At 66.7% G+C, this 22,005-nt stretch carries 16 protein-coding genes and 1 pseudogene; 2 read left to right on the forward strand and 15 right to left on the reverse strand.

What is annotated here, in order from left to right:
• Nucleotides 1-12 precede the first annotated feature (12 nt).
• The 14 genes and pseudogenes from HMPREF2886_RS26320 to HMPREF2886_RS26385 all read right to left on the reverse strand — a co-directional run.
• Nucleotides 13-1,305: pseudogene (locus HMPREF2886_RS26320) on the reverse strand (flavohemoglobin expression-modulating QEGLA motif protein); the annotation flags it as partial.
• An 8-nt stretch (nucleotides 1,306-1,313) separates the two neighbouring features.
• On the reverse strand, nucleotides 1,314-1,865 hold the full coding sequence (locus HMPREF2886_RS26325; RefSeq protein ID WP_003103725.1) for a hypothetical protein: 552 nt from the start codon (nucleotides 1,863-1,865) through the stop codon (nucleotides 1,314-1,316).
• Nucleotides 1,866-1,961: 96 nt separating this feature from the next.
• Nucleotides 1,962-2,675 (reverse strand): TetR/AcrR family transcriptional regulator, encoded by a 714-nt coding sequence (locus tag HMPREF2886_RS26330; protein ID WP_033969809.1) that lies wholly within the window; start codon nucleotides 2,673-2,675, stop codon nucleotides 1,962-1,964.
• A 211-nt stretch (nucleotides 2,676-2,886) separates the two neighbouring features.
• On the reverse strand, nucleotides 2,887-4,392 hold the full coding sequence (gene lysS, locus HMPREF2886_RS26335; RefSeq protein WP_003103728.1) for a lysine--tRNA ligase: 1,506 nt from the start codon (nucleotides 4,390-4,392) through the stop codon (nucleotides 2,887-2,889).
• Between the two features lie 177 nt (nucleotides 4,393-4,569).
• Nucleotides 4,570-5,665 (reverse strand): peptide chain release factor 2 gene (gene prfB, locus HMPREF2886_RS26340; RefSeq protein ID WP_010895661.1). Its coding sequence is split into 2 segments (ribosomal slippage): nucleotides 4,570-5,592 and nucleotides 5,594-5,665, totalling 1,095 coding nucleotides; the frame shifts between segments, so codons are not numbered across the junction.
• A gap of 122 nt (nucleotides 5,666-5,787) precedes the next feature.
• A complete protein-coding gene (gene wspR / locus HMPREF2886_RS26345; RefSeq protein ID WP_003103734.1) occupies nucleotides 5,788-6,831 on the reverse strand; it encodes a Wsp signal transduction system regulator diguanylate cyclase WspR in 1,044 nt (347 codons plus the stop codon).
• 107 nt (nucleotides 6,832-6,938) lie between these two features.
• Nucleotides 6,939-7,946 (reverse strand): Wsp signal transduction system protein-glutamate methylesterase WspF, encoded by a 1,008-nt coding sequence (gene wspF, locus HMPREF2886_RS26350; protein WP_003092534.1) that lies wholly within the window; start codon nucleotides 7,944-7,946, stop codon nucleotides 6,939-6,941.
• Nucleotides 7,943-10,252: a Wsp signal transduction system sensor histidine kinase WspE gene (wspE, locus tag HMPREF2886_RS26355; protein ID WP_033975702.1), complete on the reverse strand. Its 2,310-nt coding sequence runs from the start codon at nucleotides 10,250-10,252 to the stop codon at nucleotides 7,943-7,945. The genes wspF and wspE overlap by 4 nt, the downstream gene beginning before the upstream one ends.
• Nucleotides 10,249-10,938 (reverse strand): chemotaxis protein CheW, encoded by a 690-nt coding sequence (locus tag HMPREF2886_RS26360; RefSeq protein WP_033975704.1) that lies wholly within the window; start codon nucleotides 10,936-10,938, stop codon nucleotides 10,249-10,251. The genes wspE and HMPREF2886_RS26360 overlap by 4 nt, the downstream gene beginning before the upstream one ends.
• Nucleotides 10,931-12,199, reverse strand: coding sequence for a CheR family methyltransferase (locus HMPREF2886_RS26365; protein WP_057388516.1), 1,269 nt, complete (start codon nucleotides 12,197-12,199; stop codon nucleotides 10,931-10,933). The genes HMPREF2886_RS26360 and HMPREF2886_RS26365 overlap by 8 nt, the downstream gene beginning before the upstream one ends.
• Nucleotides 12,196-12,711: a chemotaxis protein CheW gene (locus tag HMPREF2886_RS26370; RefSeq protein ID WP_070748678.1), complete on the reverse strand. Its 516-nt coding sequence runs from the start codon at nucleotides 12,709-12,711 to the stop codon at nucleotides 12,196-12,198. The genes HMPREF2886_RS26365 and HMPREF2886_RS26370 overlap by 4 nt, the downstream gene beginning before the upstream one ends.
• 4 nt (nucleotides 12,712-12,715) lie before the next feature.
• On the reverse strand, nucleotides 12,716-14,344 hold the full coding sequence (gene wspA, locus HMPREF2886_RS26375) for a Wsp signal transduction system chemoreceptor WspA (RefSeq protein ID WP_033969818.1): 1,629 nt from the start codon (nucleotides 14,342-14,344) through the stop codon (nucleotides 12,716-12,718).
• A 266-nt stretch (nucleotides 14,345-14,610) separates the two neighbouring features.
• Nucleotides 14,611-16,230, reverse strand: coding sequence for an MFS transporter (locus HMPREF2886_RS26380; protein ID WP_003106293.1), 1,620 nt, complete (start codon nucleotides 16,228-16,230; stop codon nucleotides 14,611-14,613).
• A 108-nt stretch (nucleotides 16,231-16,338) separates the two neighbouring features.
• A complete protein-coding gene (locus HMPREF2886_RS26385; RefSeq protein ID WP_070748680.1) occupies nucleotides 16,339-18,012 on the reverse strand; it encodes a GMC family oxidoreductase in 1,674 nt (557 codons plus the stop codon).
• 171 nt (nucleotides 18,013-18,183) lie between these two features.
• On the opposite strand from HMPREF2886_RS26385, the gene HMPREF2886_RS26390 reads away from it, so the two are divergent.
• Complete coding sequence (locus HMPREF2886_RS26390) at nucleotides 18,184-19,089, forward strand: LysR family transcriptional regulator (RefSeq protein WP_016562202.1); 906 nt, start codon at nucleotides 18,184-18,186, stop codon at nucleotides 19,087-19,089.
• Nucleotides 19,090-19,125: 36 nt separating this feature from the next.
• Here HMPREF2886_RS26390 and HMPREF2886_RS26395 read toward each other — a convergent pair whose 3' ends face one another.
• Nucleotides 19,126-19,821: a tellurite resistance TerB family protein gene (locus HMPREF2886_RS26395; protein WP_033969826.1), complete on the reverse strand. Its 696-nt coding sequence runs from the start codon at nucleotides 19,819-19,821 to the stop codon at nucleotides 19,126-19,128.
• Between the two features lie 321 nt (nucleotides 19,822-20,142).
• On the opposite strand from HMPREF2886_RS26395, the gene HMPREF2886_RS26400 reads away from it, so the two are divergent.
• Nucleotides 20,143-22,005, forward strand: a complete 1,863-nt coding sequence (locus HMPREF2886_RS26400; RefSeq protein ID WP_070748682.1) for a flavin monoamine oxidase family protein — start codon at nucleotides 20,143-20,145, stop codon at nucleotides 22,003-22,005.

A 22,005-nucleotide genomic window follows, 5' to 3' on the forward strand; every position in this document is an offset into this window, starting at 1 on the left:
GGGGAACGGGCAGAGAATGTTCGCGTAGTCCGCTTCGATGCGGTCCAGGCTGAGGTGGTTGAGGAAGTTCGAGAAGCACATCCAGGCCGACAGCGCGTTGAGGTCGCGGAACTGCGGCGGCAGGTACTTCGGCGGCGCCACCAGGCCCTCGTCCACCAGTTGGCGCAGGGTGCGCATGTCTTCCAGGGTGGTCTTGCCGCAGAACAGCAGGGGGATCTGTTCGAGCTTGCCCTTGCGCACGGCGAGCTGGATGTAGTTGTAGATGAGGATGAAGCCCTTCAGGTACGACAGGTCCTTGGTGAACGGCAGGCCATCCGGGGTCGAGCCGCGGAAGACCCGGCTGGCGTTCTGGTAGCTGTCCTCCAGGCTGTAGCCCTGCTCGCGGTAGAAGTGGAACACGTCGAGGAAATCGGCGCCCTCCTCGGCCATGTGGATCGCCCGGGTGCGATTGGTCAGCTTGCGCAGGCGGGTCGGGTAGGAGGCGAAGGCGATCACCTCCATCAGGATCGCCAGGCCTTCCTGGGTCACGGTGGAGGACGGCGGTCCCTTGGCGAGGAAGGTGCAGATCGGCTGGCTCAGGCCGTTCAGGGTGGTGCCGACGTGCACCAGGCCCTCGTGGACCTCCAGCGCGCGCACGTCGCGCTCGTTGAACAGGGCGTCGGCGCGCACCTTGATGTAGTCGGCGCCGGCCGCCGCGTCGGCGACGATGCCGTCGGACTCGAACACGCGGATGGTGCCCTCCTCCTCGCCGAACACGGTGTTCAGCCGCGCCTGGAGGATCGGCACGACCTCCTTGGCGGTCAGGGTCTTGGGTTCGTCCTTGAGATCGCCGCGGTCGGCGATGTTGTTCAGGTAGTCGGAAAGCATCAGGCCGAGGTCGGCCAGGGTCGGATCGCCGGCATGGAAGGCGTCCGAGGCCGAGCCGTAGAGTTCCTGGGAGATCAGCCCGAGGTCCGGGGTGCCGCGCGCCTCGAGCATGCGAATGACCATCCGGTATTCCTTGCACATCCGCCGCATGATCTGCCCGACCGGGTTGAACTGGCCCAACTGGCGGGTGATGTCGCGCTCGATGTTCTGGAACTCCTGCTTCTTTACGCTGGCATCGAAGGCCAGCGGGCGGCTGTCGTAGTAGCCGCGGTCGACCTTCGGCGCATGCTTGCCGCGGCCCTTGAGGAAGTCCTGGCGGATCCCGTCGTCCCATTTGATCGCATCCAGCACGCGGATCGGCGTCTGCGCCTCGACGATGCGGTCGGACAGGGAGCGGATGATCTTCTGGTAGTCGTTCTGCGCCTTGCGCTGGCTCATCGGCAATCTCATTGGGTGACCCGCTGGAAGCGGGCGGCCTCGACGAACACGTCGGAATTGGCGGGATCGTTCAGGTAGGCGAAGACCTTCGCCAACGGGCTGCGCACCAGCGCGCCCTTGCCCTGATCGCTGTCGACGGTCTCGCCGTCGAGCTGGCCGGCGCCGAGGTCCTCGACGATACGCTCGACGTCGAGGTTGTAGATCACCAATTCGTCGCCGTCGGTGATCTCGAAGCCGGCGATGATGAAGTTGCCGCCCAGGCTCTTCGGCAGGCCGGCCGACAGGTACCAGCGCTTGCCCTGGTGGGAGACGGTGAAGCCGTAGTCTTCCAGGCTCTCGGTATTGTCCTTGCTGTCCACGTAGCTGAGCGCACGGTAGACATTGCTGCCGGAACGGGTGATCTCCAGGAATTGTTCTTCCTTCCACTCGTTCTCGCGGCTCCAGGTCCCGAGCAGATGGCTCGGCGCCGCCTCGCGCGGCGGTATCGGCTCCTTGAAGGTGACCAGGCAACCGCCCAACAGCAGGAAACTCAGGACCACCAGGCAACGCCAGGCTTTCATCACACGCTCCTTAGGAACCCTCCGCAACCTGCGACCGGCTGGCCGAGGGAAGGTTCGGGTATGAAAAACCCCGCCATGGCGGGGTTGACGCTCAGGTCACAGGCCCATGACCAGATTCAGGTACCGTCTGAGTATGGCGCGCATTTCGTCCACGGCCAGTTGCTCGACCCCGTCCACGAGGCCCTGATATTCCATCTGCAGAATAATCGACGTCAACACCTTGGCGTCCTGCTCGGGCTGCCCGGAACCTAGCACCTGGAAGAAATGCACGGCGCCGAGGGAGAGGATCCGCTGGTGGGCATCGGCCAGTTCGCGCAGGCGCGGGTTGAGCAGCGCCTCCTGGCGGAAGGCCTGTTCGGCCAGCAGGTGCTCGCGGCGCTCGGTGAGCTGGACCTGGACATACTGCACGGCCAGTTCGACGATCCGTTCCACCAGCGAGCCACGGGCGCCGGGGTCGCCGGCCAGCACCGCAGCCATCTCCTGGAGGTCGCCCTCCACGCTGCTCCAGAACGCCGACAGCGCCTCTGCGTTGCGTTCGACGAAGAGAGCAAAGGTGTCGGTGATGAGATCGTCGATATCCTTGAAGTAGTAGGTGGTGGCCGACAACGGTACCTGGGCCTCGGCGGCCACCGCGCGGTGGCGCACGGCCCGTACGCCGTCGCGGACGATCAGGCGCATGGCGGCATCGAGAATCGCCTGGCGCCGCTGCTCGCTGCCCTGGCGGCTGGCCTTGCGGCCCTGGTAACGAACGCTTTCGGCTACCGCGCTGGCGGCCTGCGCGGCGCTGTCTCTGGGAGCTACTCGGGACACGGTGTTTCCTCCGCTCGCGGACGATGGGGCATTGTTCGGACTTTTTCGCGTGGAATCAATCGGCCGCTATCGGGGAAGCTCCGATCCCGCTCGCACCTCCCGTGGTCAGCCGGCGGATCGGCGGCCATCTGCCCCTGGCCCGGCGGCCGGGACACCGCGCGGCCATGAAAAAACCGCCCGAAGGCGGCTTTTCCATGGACTGTTGCGGCGCTCAGGCCTGCGGGCGCATGTGCGGGAACAGGATCACATCGCGGATCGACGGCGAGTTGGTCAGCAGCATCACCAGGCGGTCGATGCCGATGCCTTCGCCGGCGGTCGGCGGCATGCCGTATTCCAGGGCATTGATGAAGTCGGCGTCGTAGTGCATCGCCTCGTCGTCGCCGGCATCCTTCTCCTTGACCTGCAACATGAAGCGCTCGGCCTGGTCCTCGGCGTCGTTCAGCTCGGAATAGGCATTGGCGATCTCGCGGCCGCCGATGAACAGCTCGAAGCGGTCGGTGACGCTCGGGTCTTCGTCGTTGCGGCGGGCCAGCGGCGAAACCTCGAAGGGGTAGCGGGTGATGAAGTGCGGCTGCTCCAGCTTGTGCTCCACCAGTTCCTCGAAAATCATCACCTGCAGCTTGCCCAGGCCTTCGTGGCCGAGGACCTTGGCGCCGGCCTTCTTGGCGATGGCCCGCGCCTTCTCGACGTCGTTGAGGTCGGCGGCGGTGATCTCCGGGTTGTACTTGAGGATCGAATCGAACACCGACAGGCGCACGAACGGCTCGCCGAAGTGGAAGACCTTGTCGCCGTAGGGCACGTCGGTGGTACCGAGTACCGCCTGGGCCAGTTCGCGGAACAGTTCCTCGGTCAGGTCCATGTTGTCTTCGTAGTCGGCGTAGGCCTGGTAGAACTCGAGCATGGTGAACTCGGGGTTGTGCCGGGTCGAGACGCCTTCGTTACGGAAGTTGCGGTTGATCTCGAAGACCTTCTCGAAACCGCCGACCACCAGGCGCTTGAGATACAGCTCCGGGGCGATGCGCAGGAACATGGCCATGTCCAGCGCGTTGTGATGGGTCTCGAACGGCTTGGCCGCGGCGCCGCCGGGGATGGTCTGCAGCATCGGGGTCTCCACTTCGAGGAAACCGCGCTCGCTGAGGAAACGGCGGATGTGGGCGATGACCTGGGAACGCACGCGGAAGGTGTGACGGGTTTCCTCGTTGACCATCAGGTCGACGTAGCGCTGGCGGTAACGCTGCTCAGTGTCGGTCAGGCCATGGTGCTTGTCCGGCAGCGGACGCAGCGACTTGGTCAGCAGGCGCACGCTGGTCATGTCGACGTACAGGTCGCCCTTGCCCGAGCGGGCCAGCACGCCTTCGGCGCCGATGATGTCGCCCAGGTCCCAGGTCTTGATCTCGGCCAGGGTTTCTTCCGGCAGGGTCTTGCGGTTGACGTAGACCTGCAGGCGCTCGCTACTGTCCTGAAGGACGATGAAGGAACCGCGATTGAGCATGATCCGACCGGCGACCTTGACCGGGATCGCTGCGGCTTCCAGCTCTTCCTTGGTCTTGTCGGCGTACTGTTTCTGCAGGTCCGCGAAGTAGGCGTCGCGGCGGAAGTCGTTGGGGAAGGCGATGGCCCGGGCTTCGCGCACGGCAGCAAGTTTTTCCTTGCGCTGGGCGATCAGCTTGTTTTCTTCCTGTTGCAGTTCGTGCTGGTCGAGTTGTTGGTCGCTCATGGTCTTGGTGGTTCCTGGTTAGGCTCTCTTGCCTGTGGAAACGGATTGCGCAACAGGGGCGAAAAGCGTAGCGAGCGCCGGCCAGACAAGGCGGGAAATGGCGAGGACGCGGAGTTCACGATCGTAAACGAGCAGTCCGAACCATTTTCCAACGCGGCCTGGCCAGGCGCAGCAGCTCTACAGCCCCTGTTTGAGGCTGGCTTCGAGGTATTCGTCTAGATCGCCGTCGAGCACCTTGTCGCAGTCGCTGCGCTCGATACCGGTACGCAGGTCCTTGATCCGCGACTGGTCGAGCACGTAGGAGCGGATCTGGTGGCCCCAGCCGATGTCGGACTTGGAGTCCTCCAGAGCCTGGGACGCGGCGGTACGCTTCTGCATTTCCAGCTCGTACAACTTGGCCCGCAGCATCTTCATCGCGGTGTCCTTGTTGGCGTGCTGGGAGCGTTCGTTCTGGCACGCCACCACGGTATTGGTCGGCACGTGGGTGATCCGCACCGCCGAATCGGTGGTGTTCACGTGCTGACCGCCCGCGCCGGAGGAGCGGTAGGTATCGATGCGCAGGTCGGCCGGGTTGATCTCGATCTCGATGTTGTCGTCGATTTCCGGCGATACGAACACCGCGGTGAACGAGGTGTGGCGACGGTTGCCGGAGTCGAACGGGCTCTTGCGCACCAGGCGGTGCACGCCGATCTCGGTGCGCAGCCAGCCGAAGGCGTACTCGCCCTTGATGTGCACGGTGGCGCCCTTGATGCCGGCGACCTCGCCCTCGGACAGCTCGATGATAGTGGCGTCGAAGCCGTGCTTGTCGGCCCAGCGCAGGTACATGCGCAGCAGCATGTTGGCCCAGTCCTGGGCCTCGGTGCCGCCGGAGCCGGCCTGGATGTCCAGGTAAGCGTTGTTCGGGTCCATCTCGCCGCTGAACATGCGGCGGAACTCCAGCTTCTCGAGAATCTCGCGCAGACGCTCGACTTCGTTGGCAACGTCGTCGACGGCGCCCTCGTCGTCTTCCTCGACCGCCATGTCCAGCAGGTCGCGGGAGTCGGCCAGGCCGCTGGTCAGGTCGTCCAGGGTTTCCACCACCTGCGCCAGCTGGGCGCGCTCGCGGCCGAGGTTCTGGGCGTATTCGGGGTTGTTCCAGACGTTGGGGTCTTCGAGCTCGCGGTTTACTTCGACCAGGCGATCATGCTTCTGATCGTAGTCAAAGATACCCCCGAATGGTCTGGGTGCGCTCGGAGAGGTCCTTGATGCTGTTGAGGATCGGGTTGATTTCCATGGCTGGCGCTCACTCGCGGGAAAACGTCGAAAAGCTGCGAAGTATACTGCACTTGCGCCCTGCGGGCAGTACGCCGGCCTCTATTTAATGCCGGCCGGCGACGCATGGCCGCCGCGCGCCGCTCAGCCCGCCGGGGCCGGCGGCACCGGCTGTTCCATCAGGCCGACCTGGTTGCGGCCATTGTTCTTGGCCTGGTAGAGCGCCTGGTCGGCCATCTCGATGAGAACCCGGAAGGTTTGCCCGCCGCCGCCCGGCACCAGGGTGCTGACGCCGATGCTGACGGTCAGGTGCGAGCCCGGGCGTGGCTGGTCGTGGCTGATCTGCAGGCTCTCCACCGTACGCCGGACCTTCTCCGCCAGCAACCGCGCGCCGCCCGGCGAGGTACCAGGGAGGACCATGGCGAACTCCTCGCCGCCGTACCGAGCCGCCAGGTCCGAGGAGCGACTGCAGCCCTCGCGGATGGCCCCGGCGACCTGGCGCAGGGCCTCGTCGCCAGCCACGTGGCCGAAGGTGTCGTTGTAGCTCTTGAAATAGTCCACGTCGATCATCAGCAGCGACAGTTGCGACTGCTCGCGCAGCGAGCGGCGCCACTCCATCTCCAGGTATTCGTCGAAGTGACGACGGTTGGAGAGCCCGGTCAGGCCGTCGGAGTTCATCAGCCGCTGCAGCACCAGGTTGGTCTCCAGCAACTGCTGCTGGCTCTCGCGCAGCGCCCGATAGGCCTCGTCGCGTTGCTGCAGGGCGATGTACGAACGCGAGTGGTAGCGGATCCGTGCCACCAGCTCGATGGCGTCCGGCAGCTTGACCAGGTAGTCGTTGGCGCCGGCGGCGAACGCCGCGCTCTTCACCGTCGGCTCTTCCTTGGTCGACAGGACGATGATCGGGATGTCGCGGGTCGCCGGGTTGCCGCGATAGGCGGCGAGCAGCGTGAGGCCGTCGACGCCGGGCATCACCAGGTCCTGGAGGATCACCGTCGGCTTGATCTGGTTGGCCACCGCCACCGCCTGCTGCGGATCGGAACAGAAATGGAAGTCGATGCCCGCCTCGCTCGCCAGCGAGCGACGCACAGCCTCTCCGATCATGGCCTGATCATCGACAAGCAGTACCATGACCGCGCCGTCCAGAGGGGCGCCCAGGTCGGTCTTGCTCTCATGAGGGTTGTGCATGTTTCTCTCCGGGACCGGGGCCCCTCGTATCAAATTGAATGCTGTTCCACGCACCGCCGCGGCGGGCGCCGGCGCCTACCCTGGCGCCTGGCCGGAGTCGAACCCGGCTAATCGAATACCTCCGCCAGGCGCGGGGCGATCTTTTCCAGGGAAAGGATCTGCACCGCGGCATCGATCGCCGCCGCGGCCTTCGGCATCCCGTAGACCGCGCAACTGGCCTGGTCCTGGGCGATGGTGAGGAAACCGCGCTCGCGCATCTGCTTGAGGCCCTGGGCGCCGTCGCGGCCCATGCCGGTCAGCAGCACGCCCACGGCGTCGCCACGCCAGTAGTTCGCCACGCTCTCGAAAAACACATCGATGGACGGCCGGTAGACAAAAGAACGCGGTTCGGCGGTGTACACCAGCGAACCGTTGCGCAGCAGGCGGATGTGATTGTTGGTCCCCGCCAGCAGGATCTGCCCCGGTATCGGCGGCTCGCCATCGCGCGCCAGGCGCACCGGCAGCTTCGATTCGCTGGCCAGCCATTCGGCCATGCCGGCGGCGAATACCTCGTCGACATGCTGCACCAGCACCACCGCGGCATTGAAACTGGCCGGCAGTTGCTTGAGCAACACCGCGAGCGATGCCGGACCGCCAGCCGAGGCGCCGATCGCCACCAGACGCTGGCGCGCCCCGCCGGCCTTCGGCGGCACCACCTGGACCTTGCCACGGTTATCGCGCTGGCCGATCAGCCAGCCGACGTTCTGAATCTTGCGCAACAACGGCGCCGCCGCCGTTTGCGGGTTGCCGATGCCCAGCGCCGGCGTGTTCACCGCATCGAGCGCCCCATATCCCATCGCTTCGAAAACCCGGTGCACATTCTGCTCGATATCGACGGTAACAATCACGATCGCGCAAGGACTTTCCGCCATGATCCGACGAGTTGCCTCGACGCCGTCCATCACCGGCATGAGCAGGTCCATCAGCACCACGTCGGGCGTATCGGCGGCGCACTGGGTCACCGCCTCGGCACCGTTGCTGGCGACCCAGACGATCTGGTGCTGCGGCTCGAAGGCCAGCGCGCGGCGCAGCGCCTCGACGGCCAACGGCATGTCATTGACGATTCCGATCCTCAACCCTGTGCTTCTCCGATCAGGACGACGACGGCATCCAGCAAGGCCTCATCGTGGAAACTGGCCTTCGCCAGATAATAGTCGGCGCCGGCGTCGAGACCGCGCCGACGGTCCTCCTCACGATCCTTGTAGGACACCACCATTACCGGCAGCGACTGCAGGCGGCTGTCGCGACGCACCAGGGTGACCAGTTCGATACCGTCCATGCGCGGCATGTCGATATCGGTGATGAGCAGGTCGAAATGCTCCGAGCGCAGGGCGTTCCAGCCGTCCATGCCATCCACCGCCACTGCCACGTCGTAGCCGCGGCCGAGCAGGAGCTTGCGCTCCAGCTCACGCACCGTGAGCGAGTCGTCGACCACCAGGATGCGCTTGCGTTGCGCCCCGCCGGCCTGCCGCCGGCTGCGATCGATGCGCTCCAGGCGGCCGCTGCTGAGCAGCTTGCCGACCGAATGCAGGAGGTCCTCGACGTCCAGGATCAGCACCGGCGAACCGTCGTCCAGCAAAGCGCCGGCGGAAACGTCGCGCACCTTGCCCAGGCGCGGATCGAGAGGCATCACGACCAGGGTACGCTCGCCGACGAAACGCTCCACGGCGACGCCGTAGACCGCATCGCGGTCGCGCACCACCACCACCGGGATAGCCCCTTCGGTTCGGCTGCTCTCGGGCCGCTGCAGCAGTTGCGCAGCCGAGACCAGGCCGACATGGCGACCCTCGTACCAGAAATGCTGGCGACCTTCGAGCTGGACGATCTCCTCCGCCTCCAGCTCGCACATGCGCTCGATGTGCGCCAGCGGAAAGGCGTAGGCCTCCTCGCCGATCTCCACCACCAGGCTGCGCACCACGGACAGGGTCAGCGGCACCTCGACGTGAAACAGCGCTCCCTGCCCCTGGCGTTGCTCCATGCGTACACCGCCGCGCAACTGGCGGACCATGTGCTGCACGGCGTCCAGTCCGACGCCGCGACCGGACACCTCGGTGACCTGCTCGCGCATGCTGAAGCCGGGCAGGAAGAGAAACGCCAGGAGTTCCTCCTCGCTCAGTTGCGCCGCGGTCTCGGCGGTGGCGAACTGGCGATTGAGCACGGTCTCGCGCAGGCGCTGCAGATCGATGCCGCCACCGTCGTCGCTCAGTTCCAGAACCAGCATGCCGGCGTGGTGGCGGGCGCGGATGGTGATCCTGCCCTCGGCCGGCTTACCGGCGGCGAGGCGGGTTTCCGGCGCCTCGATACCGTGATCGACGGCATTGCGCAGCAGGTGGGTGAGCGGCGCCTCGAGCTTTTCCAGGACATCCCGGTCGACCTGGGTGCTTTCGCCCTCGACCAGCAGGCGCACCTGCTTGCCCAGCGAGCGGCCCAGGTCGCGAACCATCCGCGCCTGGCCGCTAAGGACGTCGGCGAATGGCCGCATCCGCGAGGCCAGCGCCGCGTCGTAGAGCACCTGGGCGCGCTGGCCGCCCTGCCAGGCGAACTCGTCGAGATCGGCGATGTGCTGCACCAGCATCTGCTGGCATTCGCCGATCAGTTGCCGCGCCTCGCCGAGCATGGCCTGGGCCTGCGGGTCGAGGGCGGTTTCCTGGACCGTCTCGCGTACCACGTCGAGCGCGCGGCTGGCGCTGGACTGCAGGCGACGCAGGCGTTGCAGGGAATCGGCCAGCGGCTTGATGCGCTGGAACTCCACCAGCGACTTGCTGGAGATATCCAGCAGCCGGTCCAGGCGTTCGGCGGTGACCCGCAGGACCCGGCTGCGGCGCTCCTCGGCCTGTTCGCCGCCCGCCTGCCCGGCGGGCTCCTCGTCGTTGTCGTCGCTGGCGGCCGCTGACGCCGCTGGCGGCGCCTCGGGGGCCGCTTCCGGCAGACCGGGAGTCGTCGCCGGCAGCTCCGCGCGGGCCAGCGGCAGGCCGCTGCGCACCAGGCCTTCGAGGCGCAGCACCAGGCCGTCGATCTCTTCCCGCCCGGCGCCTTCGGCCCAGCCTGCGTCGCCGGCGGGCGGGGTGCCGATACGCAGCAACAGGTCGCAGCCCTGCAGCAACGCATCGATATGTTCCGATTGCAGGAGCAGGCGTCCGTCCTGCGCCTCCACCAGGCAATCCTCCATGACGTGCGCCACGCGCACGCCGGCGTCCAGCCCGACGATTCGCGCCGCGCCTTTCAGCGAGTGCGCGGCACGCATGCAGGCTTCCAGTTGGTCGGCCTGGGTCGGGCTGCGCTCCAGCGCCATCAGGCCGGCGTTGAGCACCTGGGTCTGGGCCTCCGCCTCGAGCCGGAACAGCTCGAGCAGCGACGCGTCTCTCATCTGGTCCGGGGTCATGCCAGGCTCCGCGCTACGGCTTGCAGGAGAGGGCCTTCGTCGAGCAGGGTGATGCTCCGCTCGCGCCATTGCAGCACGCCGGCCACGTGCCGGCGCGAGGCCTGGCCGTCGGCGTGGTTGGGCGGCAGTATCCGCGCCAGCGGAATCGCATGGATGCCGTCGACTTCCTCCACCGGCGCCACCACCGGACCGCCGGCGGCGGAAATGATCAGCATGCGCGGAACCACCCGTCGCTCGCTGACCGGCGCGGCGCCGGGTTCGAGATCCAGCAGTTCGCCCAGGGAAAGGCAGGCGACCAGCGCGCCGCGCACGTTGGTCACCCCTTGCAGGGCACGCGAGCGCTGGTGCGGCAGGGAATGGATAGGATTCATCGGCGCCACTTCCACCAGGCTGCCGGTGGCCAGGCCGAACCACTCTTCGCCCAGGCGGAACACCAGGATCGAACGCGTCTCGCCGAGGTCGCTCCGTTCGTGCTGGCTGTCCATCGTTTCGGCGCTGTCGAGCTGGTCCTGGCGCAGGGCGATGCGGTCCAGCAAGTAGGTCGCCGCGGCAGCGTAAACCTCGCAGTTGCGGCAATGGACATGCTCGGCCAGGCGTTCGCAGGTCTTGTCGCCATGCACGCCGATGCGGTTCCAGCAGTCATCCACCTGTTGGGTATCGAGCAAGGTCAGGCTCGCCTCAACCATCTTTGTTCACTCCACGGGCCGCACGTTGCTGCAGGCGCCGCGCGCCGGCATGGTCGCCGCGAGCGGCGAGCAGCGCCGCCAGGTGCGCCAGCGCCTCGGCGTGCTGCGGCTCCAGGTACAGGGCCTTGCGGTAGAAATCCTGGGCTTCCTGCTCCTGCCCGGCGACATCGCTGAGCAGCCCGAGCCAATAGAAGACCGTGGCCGACGGCCCACGCGCGGCCAGTTGGCGCTCGCAGGCGGTGCGCGCCTCGCGGTGCTGGCCGGCATCCGCCAGGCGGGCGATTTCGTCGAACTCGCCGACGGGACTGGCAAGGGGCTGGCCGCCGGCTGGTGGAACCAGGCTGGACAGCCGCTGGCGCGGTTTCGCCGGTGGCGGCGGCGAAGGCCGAATACTCGCACGCTCCGCGGCGGCGGCAACGACCGGGCGCGCTCCGTCGCTCACTGCCTTGGGCCGCGCGCCGCGGGGCGCCTCGCTGGTCCGGCGGAACACGAAAGACAGCGGCACGCCGATCGGCTGCATGCCATGCTGGCTGAGTAGGCTCGCCTCGGCCGGGCCGATGAACATCGCGCCGTCCGGCCGCAACAGGCGCTTGAGCACCTCGACCACCTCGCTCTGGGTCGGGCGGTCGAAATAGATCAGCAGGTTGCGACAGAACACGAAATCGTAGGGTGCCTCGCCCGCCAGCAGCCCGGGATCGAGCAAATTGCCGCAGCGGAAGCGCACCTTGCGGCGAACCTGCTCGGCCAACTGGTAGCCATCGGCGACCTCGCTGAAATGGCGGTCGCGAAACCCCAGTTCATCGCCGCGGAAGGAATTCCTGCCGTACACCCCGAGGCTGGCGCGCTCGATCACCCGGGCACTGACGTCCAGGGCGTCGACCTCGAACAGGTATTCGGAGAGCCCGGCATCGAGCAAGGCCATGACGATGGAATACGGCTCTTCGCCGGTGGAACAGGGCAGGCTGAGGATCCTTAGCGCGCGTCCGCCGCCCAGGCTCGGCAGGCGCTCGAAGGCCAGCCTGGCGAGGGTGGTGAACGACTCCGGGTAACGGAAGAACCAGGTCTCCGGCACCACCACCGCTTCGATCAGCGCCTGCACCTCGCCCGGCGAGCCGCTCAGGCGCATCCAGTATTCGTCTTCGTCTTGCAGCGCGAGGCCACTCATGCGCTGGCGTACCGCGCGCTCGATCACCGCGCTGCCCACCGAACTGGCATCCAGGCCGATCCTGCTCTTGAGCAGGCGTTCGAAGCGATCGTTCATGTCGCCCCCTCGCCGCACTCCGGCGGGAACAGCAGGGCGCGCACGTCGTCGGGCAGCAATGCCTCGACCCGCACCCATTGCACCAGTCCCCGCGGTCCTTCATAGACCGGACCGAGATAGCGGGCCCCGCCGTTGTCCAGGCCATAGTCGCGGAACGCCGACGGTTCGCAGCGCAAGGTATCGGTGGCCTGTTCGAGGATCAGTCCGAGCCAGACCGGCTCGCGGTCCAGGCGGGCGCGGTATTCCACCAGCACGATGCGCGTGCTGGTGCGGGCCAGCGCCGCGCGGCCGAAGGCCATTGCGCAGAGGTCGAGCACCGGGACCAGGACGCCGCGATGGGAGAACACCCCGGCGACCCATTCGGGCGCCTCCGGGATGCGTTTCAGGCGCAGCAGCGGCAGCACCTCGACCACCTCGCGGGCATCCAGGGCATAGCGGTCGCCTTCCATGCGGAACAGCAGGAACAGCTTGCTGGGGCGTCGATGATCGCCGGTGGAGCGGGACACGGTCACTGCCTCAGACTTTGAAGCGGGATACGCCGTTGCGCAGCCCGTTCGCCACCAGGTTCAGCTCATCGATGGCGAAGCTGGCCTGGCGCAGCGACTCCACGGTCTGCCCGGTGGCCTCGCCCAGTTGCACCAGCGCCTGGTTGATCTGCTCGGCACCGGTAGCCTGGGCCTGCATACCCTCGTTGACCATCTGCACCCGCGGCGCCAGCGCCTGCACCTGCTGGATGATCTGCGACAGTTGCTCGCCGACCTGGCCGACCTCGGCGATACCGCGGCGGACCTCCTCGGAGAACTTGTCCATGCCCATCACCCCTGCCGATACCGCCGACTGGATCTCGCGCACCATCTGCTCGATGTCGTAGGTGGCGACCGCGGTCTGGTCCGCCAACCGGCGCACCTCGGTGGCCACCACGGCGAACCCGCGGCCGTACTCGCCGGCTTTCTCCGCCTCGATGGCGGCGTTCAGCGAGAGCAGGTTGGTCTGGTCGGCGACCTTGACGATGGTGGTGACCACCTGGTTGATGTTGCCGGCCTTCTCGTTGAGGATCGCCAGCTTGGCGTTGACCAGGTCGGCCGCGCCCATCACGTGGTGCATGGTTTCCTCCATGCGCGCCAGGCCCAACTGGCCGGAACCGGCCAGGGTCGAAGTCTGCTCGGCGGCGCCGGAGACTTCGCTCATGGTCCGTACCAGGTCGCGCGAGGTGGCGGCGATCTCGCGAGAAGTGGCGCCGATCTCCGTGGTGGTCGCAGCGGTTTCGGTGGCGGTGGCCTGCTGCTGCTTGGAGGTCGCGGCGATCTCGGTGACCGAGGTGGTGACCTGCACCGAAGAACGCTGGGCCTGCGACACCAGGCCCTTTAGCTCTTCGGCCATGCCGTTGAAACCGGTCTCGATGGCGCCGAATTCGTCACGCCGGCCGAGGTTCAGGCGTGCGGTGAGGTCGCCACCGGCCATCAGGTCGAGGCTGCGGACGATCTTCTGGATCGGCTGGGTGATCGCCCGCAACAGCAGGAAACCGCAGATGCCGGCTACCACCACCGCCAGCAGCAGGGTCACCAGCATGCTCAGTTCGGCATCGTCCACCGCGTTTACGATGTTGTCCGAGGCGCGGTCGGCGATGTCCTTGTTCAGCTCGATCATCTCGTTGAGGTACTTGCGGCCGTCGCGCCAGTGCTCGGTCAACGGGCCGGCGACGAGTTTGCCGGCTTCCTCGAAGCGCTTCTCGCGGTAAAGCTCGAGCACCTTGTCGTGCTGCTCCAGGTAGGCCTTGCGCACGCCCAGGAAGCCGGCGAGCAGCTCGTGGTCGCGGGCCTCGTCCGGGTTCATGGTCTTCTGGTAGGAGGCGATCTGCTGGTCCAGACGCTCCTCGCTGGCGAGGATGCTGTCGGCCTCGGCCTTGCTCAGCTCGTGGTCGTCGGTGATGCCGAACAGTTCCTGGGTCTGCAAGTAGTTGTCGGTCCACGAACTGCGTACCAGCGTGATGAAGTACATCCCCGGCATGGCGTCGTCCTGGACACGGTAGGCGCCCTTTTCCACCGTCAACATCTTCACGTACGCAGTAGCGGCCATCAGCAGCATGATCGCGATGATCACGGCGAAACTTGCCAGGATTCGCTGGCGAACAGTCCAGTTCTTCACATTTTTCCCCAAGACTCGAGTCCGGATTCGTTCCTGCCGCCACAACGGCCCGTCAATCGCGCGGACTGTATAGGCCGTCCCCGGCACCGGCAAGCAGCGCCATAGGGTATTCCCGCTATTGTAGGCGCTGGGAAGGCGTTTTTTGACGCCAGAAGTGTGGCAGAAAGAGAAAGAAAGAAAACTGGCAAGCCAGACTTTTCTGAGAAGACAGGCTCATCACGGCGGGAATGTCCGCCCCGTCCCCACGCCGGGAACGGGGCGTGATTTCACCGGTGGATGTCGGTATGGCGGGTTTCGCGGAGGAACAGCAAGGCGCAGACCAGGCTACCGCCGGTGATCAGCACCGGATACCAGAGGCCATAGAAGATGTCGCCGGTGTACACCACCAGGGCGAACGAGACCGTAGGCAGGAAGCCGCCGAACCAGCCGTTGCCGATGTGGTACGGCAGGGACAGCGAGGAATAGCGGATGCGGGTCGGGAACAGTTCGACCATCAGCGCCGCCAGCGGGCCGTAGCAGAGAGTGGAGATCAGTACCAGAGCGAAGATGATAGCGATCACCATCGGCTTGTTCACCTGGCTGCCGTCGGCCTGCTGCGGATAGCCTGCCGTCTTCACTGCGGCCGCCATCGCTTCGGCGTCGAAGCCGGCGATCTCGGTCTCGCCGATCCGCACCCTGACGTCGCTGCCGGCGGGCGCCGCCACCGTCGAGTAGGGCAGGCCGGCCTTGACCAGGAAGGTCTTGACCTTGTCGCAGGGGCTGTCGAAGGTCGCCTTGCCTACCGGGTCGAACTGGAACGTGCAGGTCGCCGGGTCGGCCACCACGCTGATCGGCGACTGCCGGCTGGCCTGGTCGATGGCCGGGTTGGCGTAGTGGGTCAGGCCCTTGAACAGCGGGAAGTAGAACAGCGTGGCGAGCAACAGGCCGGCCAGCAGCACCGGCTTGCGGCCGATGCGGTCGGACAGCCAGCCGGCGACGATGAAGAACGGCGCGCCAAGCACCAGGGCGACGATCAGCAGACCGTTGGCGGTGCCGCCATCGACCTTGAGCACCTGGGTGAGGAAGAACAGCACGTAGAACTGCGCCGTGTAGAAGGTCACCGCCTGGCCGGCATTGATGCTGAACAGCGCGGTCAGCACCACCTTCAGGTTGCCCCACTGGGTGAAGGACTCGCGCAGCGGCGCCTTGCTGACCTTGCCCTCGGCCTTCATCTTGAGGAACGCCGGCGACTCGCGCATGGACAGGCGGATCCAGGTGGAGATGCCCAGCAGGACGATGGACAGCAGGAATGGCAGGCGCCAGCCCCAGGTCTCGAACTCGTCGCCGGTCAACTGGCGGCAGGCCAGGATCACCAGCAGCGAAAGCAACAGGCCGAGGGTCGCGGTGGACTGGATCCAGCTGGTGTAGCTACCGCGCTTGTTCGCCGGGGCGTGCTCGGCGACGTAGATCGCCGCGCCGCCGTACTCGCCGCCCAGGGCCAGGCCCTGGAGCATGCGCAAGGTGACCAGGATGATCGGCGCGGCGACCCCGATCGAGGCATAGGTGGGCAGCAGGCCGACGGCGAAGGTCGACAACCCCATCAGCAGGATGGTCACCAGGAAGGTGTACTTGCGCCCGATCATGTCGCCCAGGCGGCCGAACACCAGCGCGCCGAAGGGCCGTACCAGGAAGCCGGCGGCGAAGGCCATCAGGGCGAAGATGAAGGCCGTGGTGTCGTTGACGCCGGCGAAGAACTGCTTGCTGATCACCGCCGCCAGGGCGCCGTAGAGGAAGAAGTCGTACCACTCGAAGACCGTGCCCAGCGAGGAGGCGAAGATCACCTTGCGCTCCTCCTGGGGCGTGGTCGCAGGCACTGTGTAGGAAGGGGTCGTTGCGTACTCGGTCATTGCGGCTCTCCCGCCCCTTGTGGGGGCTCTTATTGTTGTCTGCCATTTCCGTTTTCAGCGTCGACCGCTGCGGCGCCGGACGCCACGCGATACGGGGTGTAGCGATCCTCAGGCCTCCACCGCCTCCTTGCCGCCGGCGGCCATGGCGCTTTCGACGACCTGCGGCGCGGCCTCGCGGCGGCGCTCGGCGAGAATCATCTGCGCCGCCTTCTCGGCGATCACCAGCACCGGCGAACAGGTGTTGCCGGAGGTCAGGCTGGGCATGATCGAGGCATCGGCGATGCGCAGGCCGGGAATTCCGTGCACCCTCAATTGCGCATCCACCACCGCTTGCGGCCCTTGTCCCATGCGGCAGGTGCCGGCAGGGTGGAAGATGGTGGTGCCGATCTCCGCCGCGGCGCGCTGCAGGTCCTCTTCGCTGCGGTATTCCGGGCCGGGCTTGTATTCCTGCGGACGGAAGGCGGCCAGCGCCGGTGCGGCGGCGATGCGGCGGGTCAGGCGTATGGCGTCGGCGGCGACCTTCAGGTCGCGCGGATCGCTCAGGTAGTTGGGCTGGATCGACGGCGCCTCGCCCGGGTCGAGCGAGCGGATGCGCACCGTTCCCCGGCTGTGCGGACGCAGGTCGCAGACCGACGCGGTGAACGCCGGGAAGGCATGCAGCGGCTCGCCGAAGCGATCCAGCGAGAGCGGCTGGACGTGGTATTCGAGGTTGGCCGAGGGCTGCTGCGGATCGGAGCGGGCGAAGGCGCCCAGTTGGCTCGGCGCCATCGACAGCGGCCCGCTGCGGCTCGCCAGGTAGCGCAGGCCCATGCCCAGCTTGCCCCAGAGGCTGCCGGCGATCTGGTTGAGGGTGGGGACGCCGTCGACCTTGTAGATCATGCGCAGTTGCAGGTGATCCTGGAGATTGCCACCGACCCCGGGCAACTCGTGGACGACCCCGGCGCCGAGCCGCTCCAGCAGGTCCCGCGGGCCGATCCCGGAGCGTTGCAGCAGGCACGGCGAACCGATCGCGCCGGCGCTCAGGACGATCTCGCGGCGCGCCTCGAAGCGCTGCTCGCGACCCTGCCAACGGACCGACAGGGCCCTGGCGCGGCCGTTCTCGAGGAGCACCCGCTGGACTTCGGCATGGGTCAGAACCGTCAGGTTGGCACGCTGGGCGATGCCGCGCAGGAAGCCTTTCGAGGCATTCCAGCGCACCCCGCCGCGCTGGTTGACCTGGAAGTAGCCGCAGCCTTCGTTGTCGCCACCGTTGAAATCCTCGACGCTGGCGATGCCGGTCTGCGCCGCCGCCTGCTGGAAGGCATCGAGCAGCTTCCAGGAGAGCCGCTGGCGCTCTACCCGCCATTCGCCGCCGGCGCCGTGCATTTCGCTGGTCCCGGCAAAATGGTCCTCCATCCTGCGGAACAGTGGCAGCAGCTCCCTCCAGCTCCAGCCCGGATTGCCTTCGGCCACCCACTGGTCGTAGTCGCGGGCCTGGCCACGCATGTAGATCATGCCATTGATCGAGGAGCATCCCCCGAGCACCTTGCCGCGCGGGTACTTCAGGGAACGACCGTTGAGCCCGGGGACCTCGTCGGTGTCGAAGCACCAGTCGGTACGCGGGTTGCCGATGCAGTAGAGGTAGCCGACGGGAATGTGGATCCAGGGATAGTTGTCCGGGCCGCCGGCTTCCAGCAGCAGGACACGGTTGACAGGGTCGGCGGAAAGCCGGTTGGCCAGCAGGCAGCCGGCAGGTCCGGCGCCAACGATGAGGTAGTCGTAGGTATCCAGTACCTCGGGCATGGCGAGCCTCGTCTTGTCGTTCTTGTGATGGGCCGTCGGACCTGCGGATGACCGGCAAGTCTCGAACGGCTTGAGGCTAGTCGTTCATTCGCGATAAAAAAACAAACGTTTCGGGGCAGCTATTGTTCGTTTTCTAACAACACCCCCTCGGCCCGGCAGAAGGCACTCCCCATGTTCGACTGGAATGACCTGCGTTTCTTCCTCGAGTTGCAGCGCAGCGGTCGCCTGCTGACCGCCGCCAAGCGTCTCGGCACCACTCACGCCACGGTGGCCCGGCACATCGAGAACATCGAGCGCGACCTCGGCACCCAACTGTTCGCCCAGCACACCGGCGGCTACCAGTTGACTCCGGCCGGCCAGGCGCTGCTCAAGCACGCCGAGGCGATGGAGAACACCGCGCTGCTCGCCCAGGAAGAAATGAGCCAGAGCATCTCGCCGCTGGGGCAGATCCGCATCGGCGTCACCGAAGGCCTCGGCAGCGTCTTCCTCGCTCCGCGCCTGGCGCAATTGATGCGCCACTACCCCGGCCTGGAGGTCGAGCTGGTCTCGGTGCCGCGCTTCGTCAGCATCACCAACCGCGAAGCGGACATCGCCATCTCCCTCGACCGGCCGAGCGCCGACCTGGTGATCACCCGCCTGCTGACCCGCTACCGCCTGGCGTTGTTCGCCAGCCCCGCCTACCTGGAACAGGCGCCACCGCTGCGCGACCGCGACGACCTCGGCAGGCACCAGTGGATCGGCTACGTCGACGACCTGCTGTTCAGCCAGGAACTGATGTTCCACCACAGTTTCTGCCGCCACCCACAGGTCGTGTTCCGCAGCACCAGCGTGGTCGCCCAGCAGCAGGCGGCGCAGGCCGGCATCGGCCTGGCGATCCTGCCGCACTTCATGGGTAGCCGCGATCCGTTGCTGGTATCGGTGCTGCCCGAGGAAAGCATCCAGCGCGAGTACTGGATGAGCACTCGGCGGGAACTGCACCGCTCGGTGCGCCTGCGGGTGGTCTGGGACTTCCTGCTGGAGCTGTGCCAGCGCGAGCGGGAAGTTCTGCTCGGCCCTTCGGCGACGCCGCCGCCATGATGGCGGCGGTTATCCGCGGAACGACGCTCCGCCGTCTCAGGCCAGGCGCTGCAGCGCCTGTCTGGCCTGGTTCTCCAGCTCCAGCTTGAAAGACGGTTCCAGGCGCAGCTGCCGCGCCAGCTCCTCGAGGTAGGAGCGCTCCATGAAGCTTTCCTCGTCGACCATCAGCAGGCTGGCCAGGTACATCTCCGCGGCGATCTCCGGGGTGCTCGCGGCACGGGCGATCTCGGCCGGATCCAGCGGCTTGTTCAGCTCGCGCTCCAGCCAGCCCCGCACCTCGCGGTCGCTGGTCAGCTTGGCCACCTCGCCTTCGATCATCTGCCGTTCGCGCTCGTCGATGTGGCCGTCGGCCTTGGCCGCACCGACGATGGCCTGGAGGATCGCGTGGCTATGCACTTCGGCCTGGGCTTCCGGCAGGCGGTCGACGGTCTGCGGCTGCGCCTGCGGCGCAGCGCCGCTCTGTTGCTGCTGCCAGTTGTTGTAGGCCTTGTAGGCGATCACCCCGAGCGCGGCGAGGCCGCCGTAGGTGATCGCCTTGCCGCCGAACTTGCGCGCCTTCTTGTTTCCCAGCAGCAGGCCGATGGCGCCGGCCGCCAGGGCTCCGCCGCCGGCGCCGGAAAGCAGGCTGCCGAGTTGTCCGCCGCCACTGGCGCCGGGCTTGCCGCCGGTCTTGTTCTGCAACATTTCCTGCCCGGACTTGAGCAATTGGTCGAGCAAACCACGGGTATTCATGAGGAACCTCCAGGACGTTCGGTAACAACCGGATTCGACCGACTCTAGCCCTTCGCGTCCGCACTGCCCGCCGGGAGTTTGCTTCGAGATATTGCCGGCCTCCCCGGACACCGAGGCAAAGCGCGATGCATGTCACATTTCTCCAGATAGAGGCCTAGTGCCAGCAGAAAGCCCTTCGACGCGCCGGCATGGCCCTCTAAACTCCGCGCCCGCCCGCAACTGCGGGTCGGCGTCCGACGCCAGCCGCTCCGCGCGCATTCGCAACAGCAATCTGTGAACATGGCTCCCCCGAGCCACCCACTGCCTCGCAAAGGACTTCCCATGACCATCTCCCGCCGCGACTTCCTGAACGGCGTAGCCCTGACCATCGCCGCAGGCCTGACCCCCGCCGAGATCCTCCGCGCCGCCCCCGGCGGCCGCTACTATCCGCCCGCGCTCACCGGCCTGCGCGGTAGCCATCCGGGCGCCTTCGAAGTCGCACACCAGATGGGCTGGGAGAAGAAGACCTTCGATGTCGACCACCTGCTGATCGAAGAGGAATACGACCTGGTGGTGGTCGGCGGCGGCATCAGCGGCCTCGCCGCCGCCTGGTTCTATCGCGAGCGGCACCCCGCGGCGCGCATCCTCGTCATCGAGAACCACGACGACTTCGGCGGCCATGCCAAACGCAACGAATTCCAGGGCGGCGGGCGCACCATCCTCGGCTACGGCGGCAGCGAGTCGCTGCAATCACCGAACGCCCTCTACAGCGAAGACGCCAAACACCTGCTGAAACGCCTGGGCGTCGAGCTCAAGCGCTTCGAGACAGCCTTCGACACCAACTTCTACCCCGACCTGGGCCTGTCCCGTGCAGTGTTCTTCGACAAGGCCAGCTTCGGCGTGGACAAGCTGGTCAGCGGCGATCCGACGCCGATGGTTGCCGACGAGGTCCCCCGCGATCGTCTCAATGCCCGCTCCTGGCGCGCCTTCATCGGCGACTTCCCGCTGAGCCGCGAAGACCGGGAGGCGCTCATCGCGCTGTACGAATCACCTCGCGACTATCTTGCCGGCAAGAACGTGGAAGAGAAGGAAACCTACCTGGCGAAGACCAGCTACCGCGACTACCTGCTCAAGAACGTCGGGCTCTCGGAAACCTCGGTGAAGTACTTCCAGGGCCGCAGCAACGACTTCTCGGCCCTCGGCGCCGACGCCCTGCCGGCAGCCGACGCATACGCCGCCGGCTTCCCCGGCTTCGACGCCCTCGGCCTGCCGCAACCCAGCGAGGAGGCCCAGGCGGAAATGGACGAGCCGTACATCTACCATTTCCCCGACGGCAACGCCTCGCTGGCTCGGCTCATGGTGCGCGACCTGATCCCCGCGGTGGCGCCGGGCCGAGGCATGGAGGACATCGTCATGGCCCGCTTCGACTACTCGAAGCTGGACCTCGCCGGGCACCCGGTGCGCCTGCGCCTGAACAGCACCGCCGTCAGCGTGCGCAACCGCGCCGGCGGCGTCGATGTCGGCTACAGCCGAGCCGGCCGCCTGCACCGGGTACGCGGCAAGCACTGCGTGATGGCCTGCTACAACATGATGGTGCCGTACCTGCTGCGCGACCTCTCCGAGGAGCAGGCCCACGCATTGAGCCAGAACGTCAAGTTCCCGCTGGTGTACACCAAGGTATTGCTGCGCAACTGGCAAGCCTGGAAGACCCTCGGCATCCACGAGATCTACGCGCCGACCCTGCCCTACTCGCGGATCAAGCTGGACTTCCCGGTCGACCTCGGCAGCTACCGGCATCCGCGCGACCCGCGGCAGCCGATCGGCGTGCACATGGTCTACGTGCCGACCACCCCGAACGCCGGCATGGACGCCCGCACCCAGGCGCGCGTAGGCCGCAGCAAGCTCTACGCGATGAGCTTCGAGCAACTGGAAAAGGACATCCGCGACCAGCTCCAGGCCATGCTCGGCCCGGCGGGCTTCGAGCACCGCCGCGACATCACCGGCATCACCGTGAACCGCTGGTCGCACGGCTACTCCTACTTCATGAATACCCTCTATGACGACGAGGCGGAAAGCGAAGCGCTGATGGAACTGGCGCGGCGCAAGGTCGGCAACGTCAGCATCGCCAACTCGGACGCGGCCTGGGATGCCTATGCCCATGCCGCCATCGACCAGGCGGTGCGCGCGGTACGCGAGCTGGGCTGA

Source organism: Pseudomonas sp. HMSC066A08, assembly GCF_001813025.1.
In the GTDB taxonomy this organism is placed as follows: Bacteria; Pseudomonadota; Gammaproteobacteria; order Pseudomonadales; family Pseudomonadaceae; genus Pseudomonas; species Pseudomonas aeruginosa.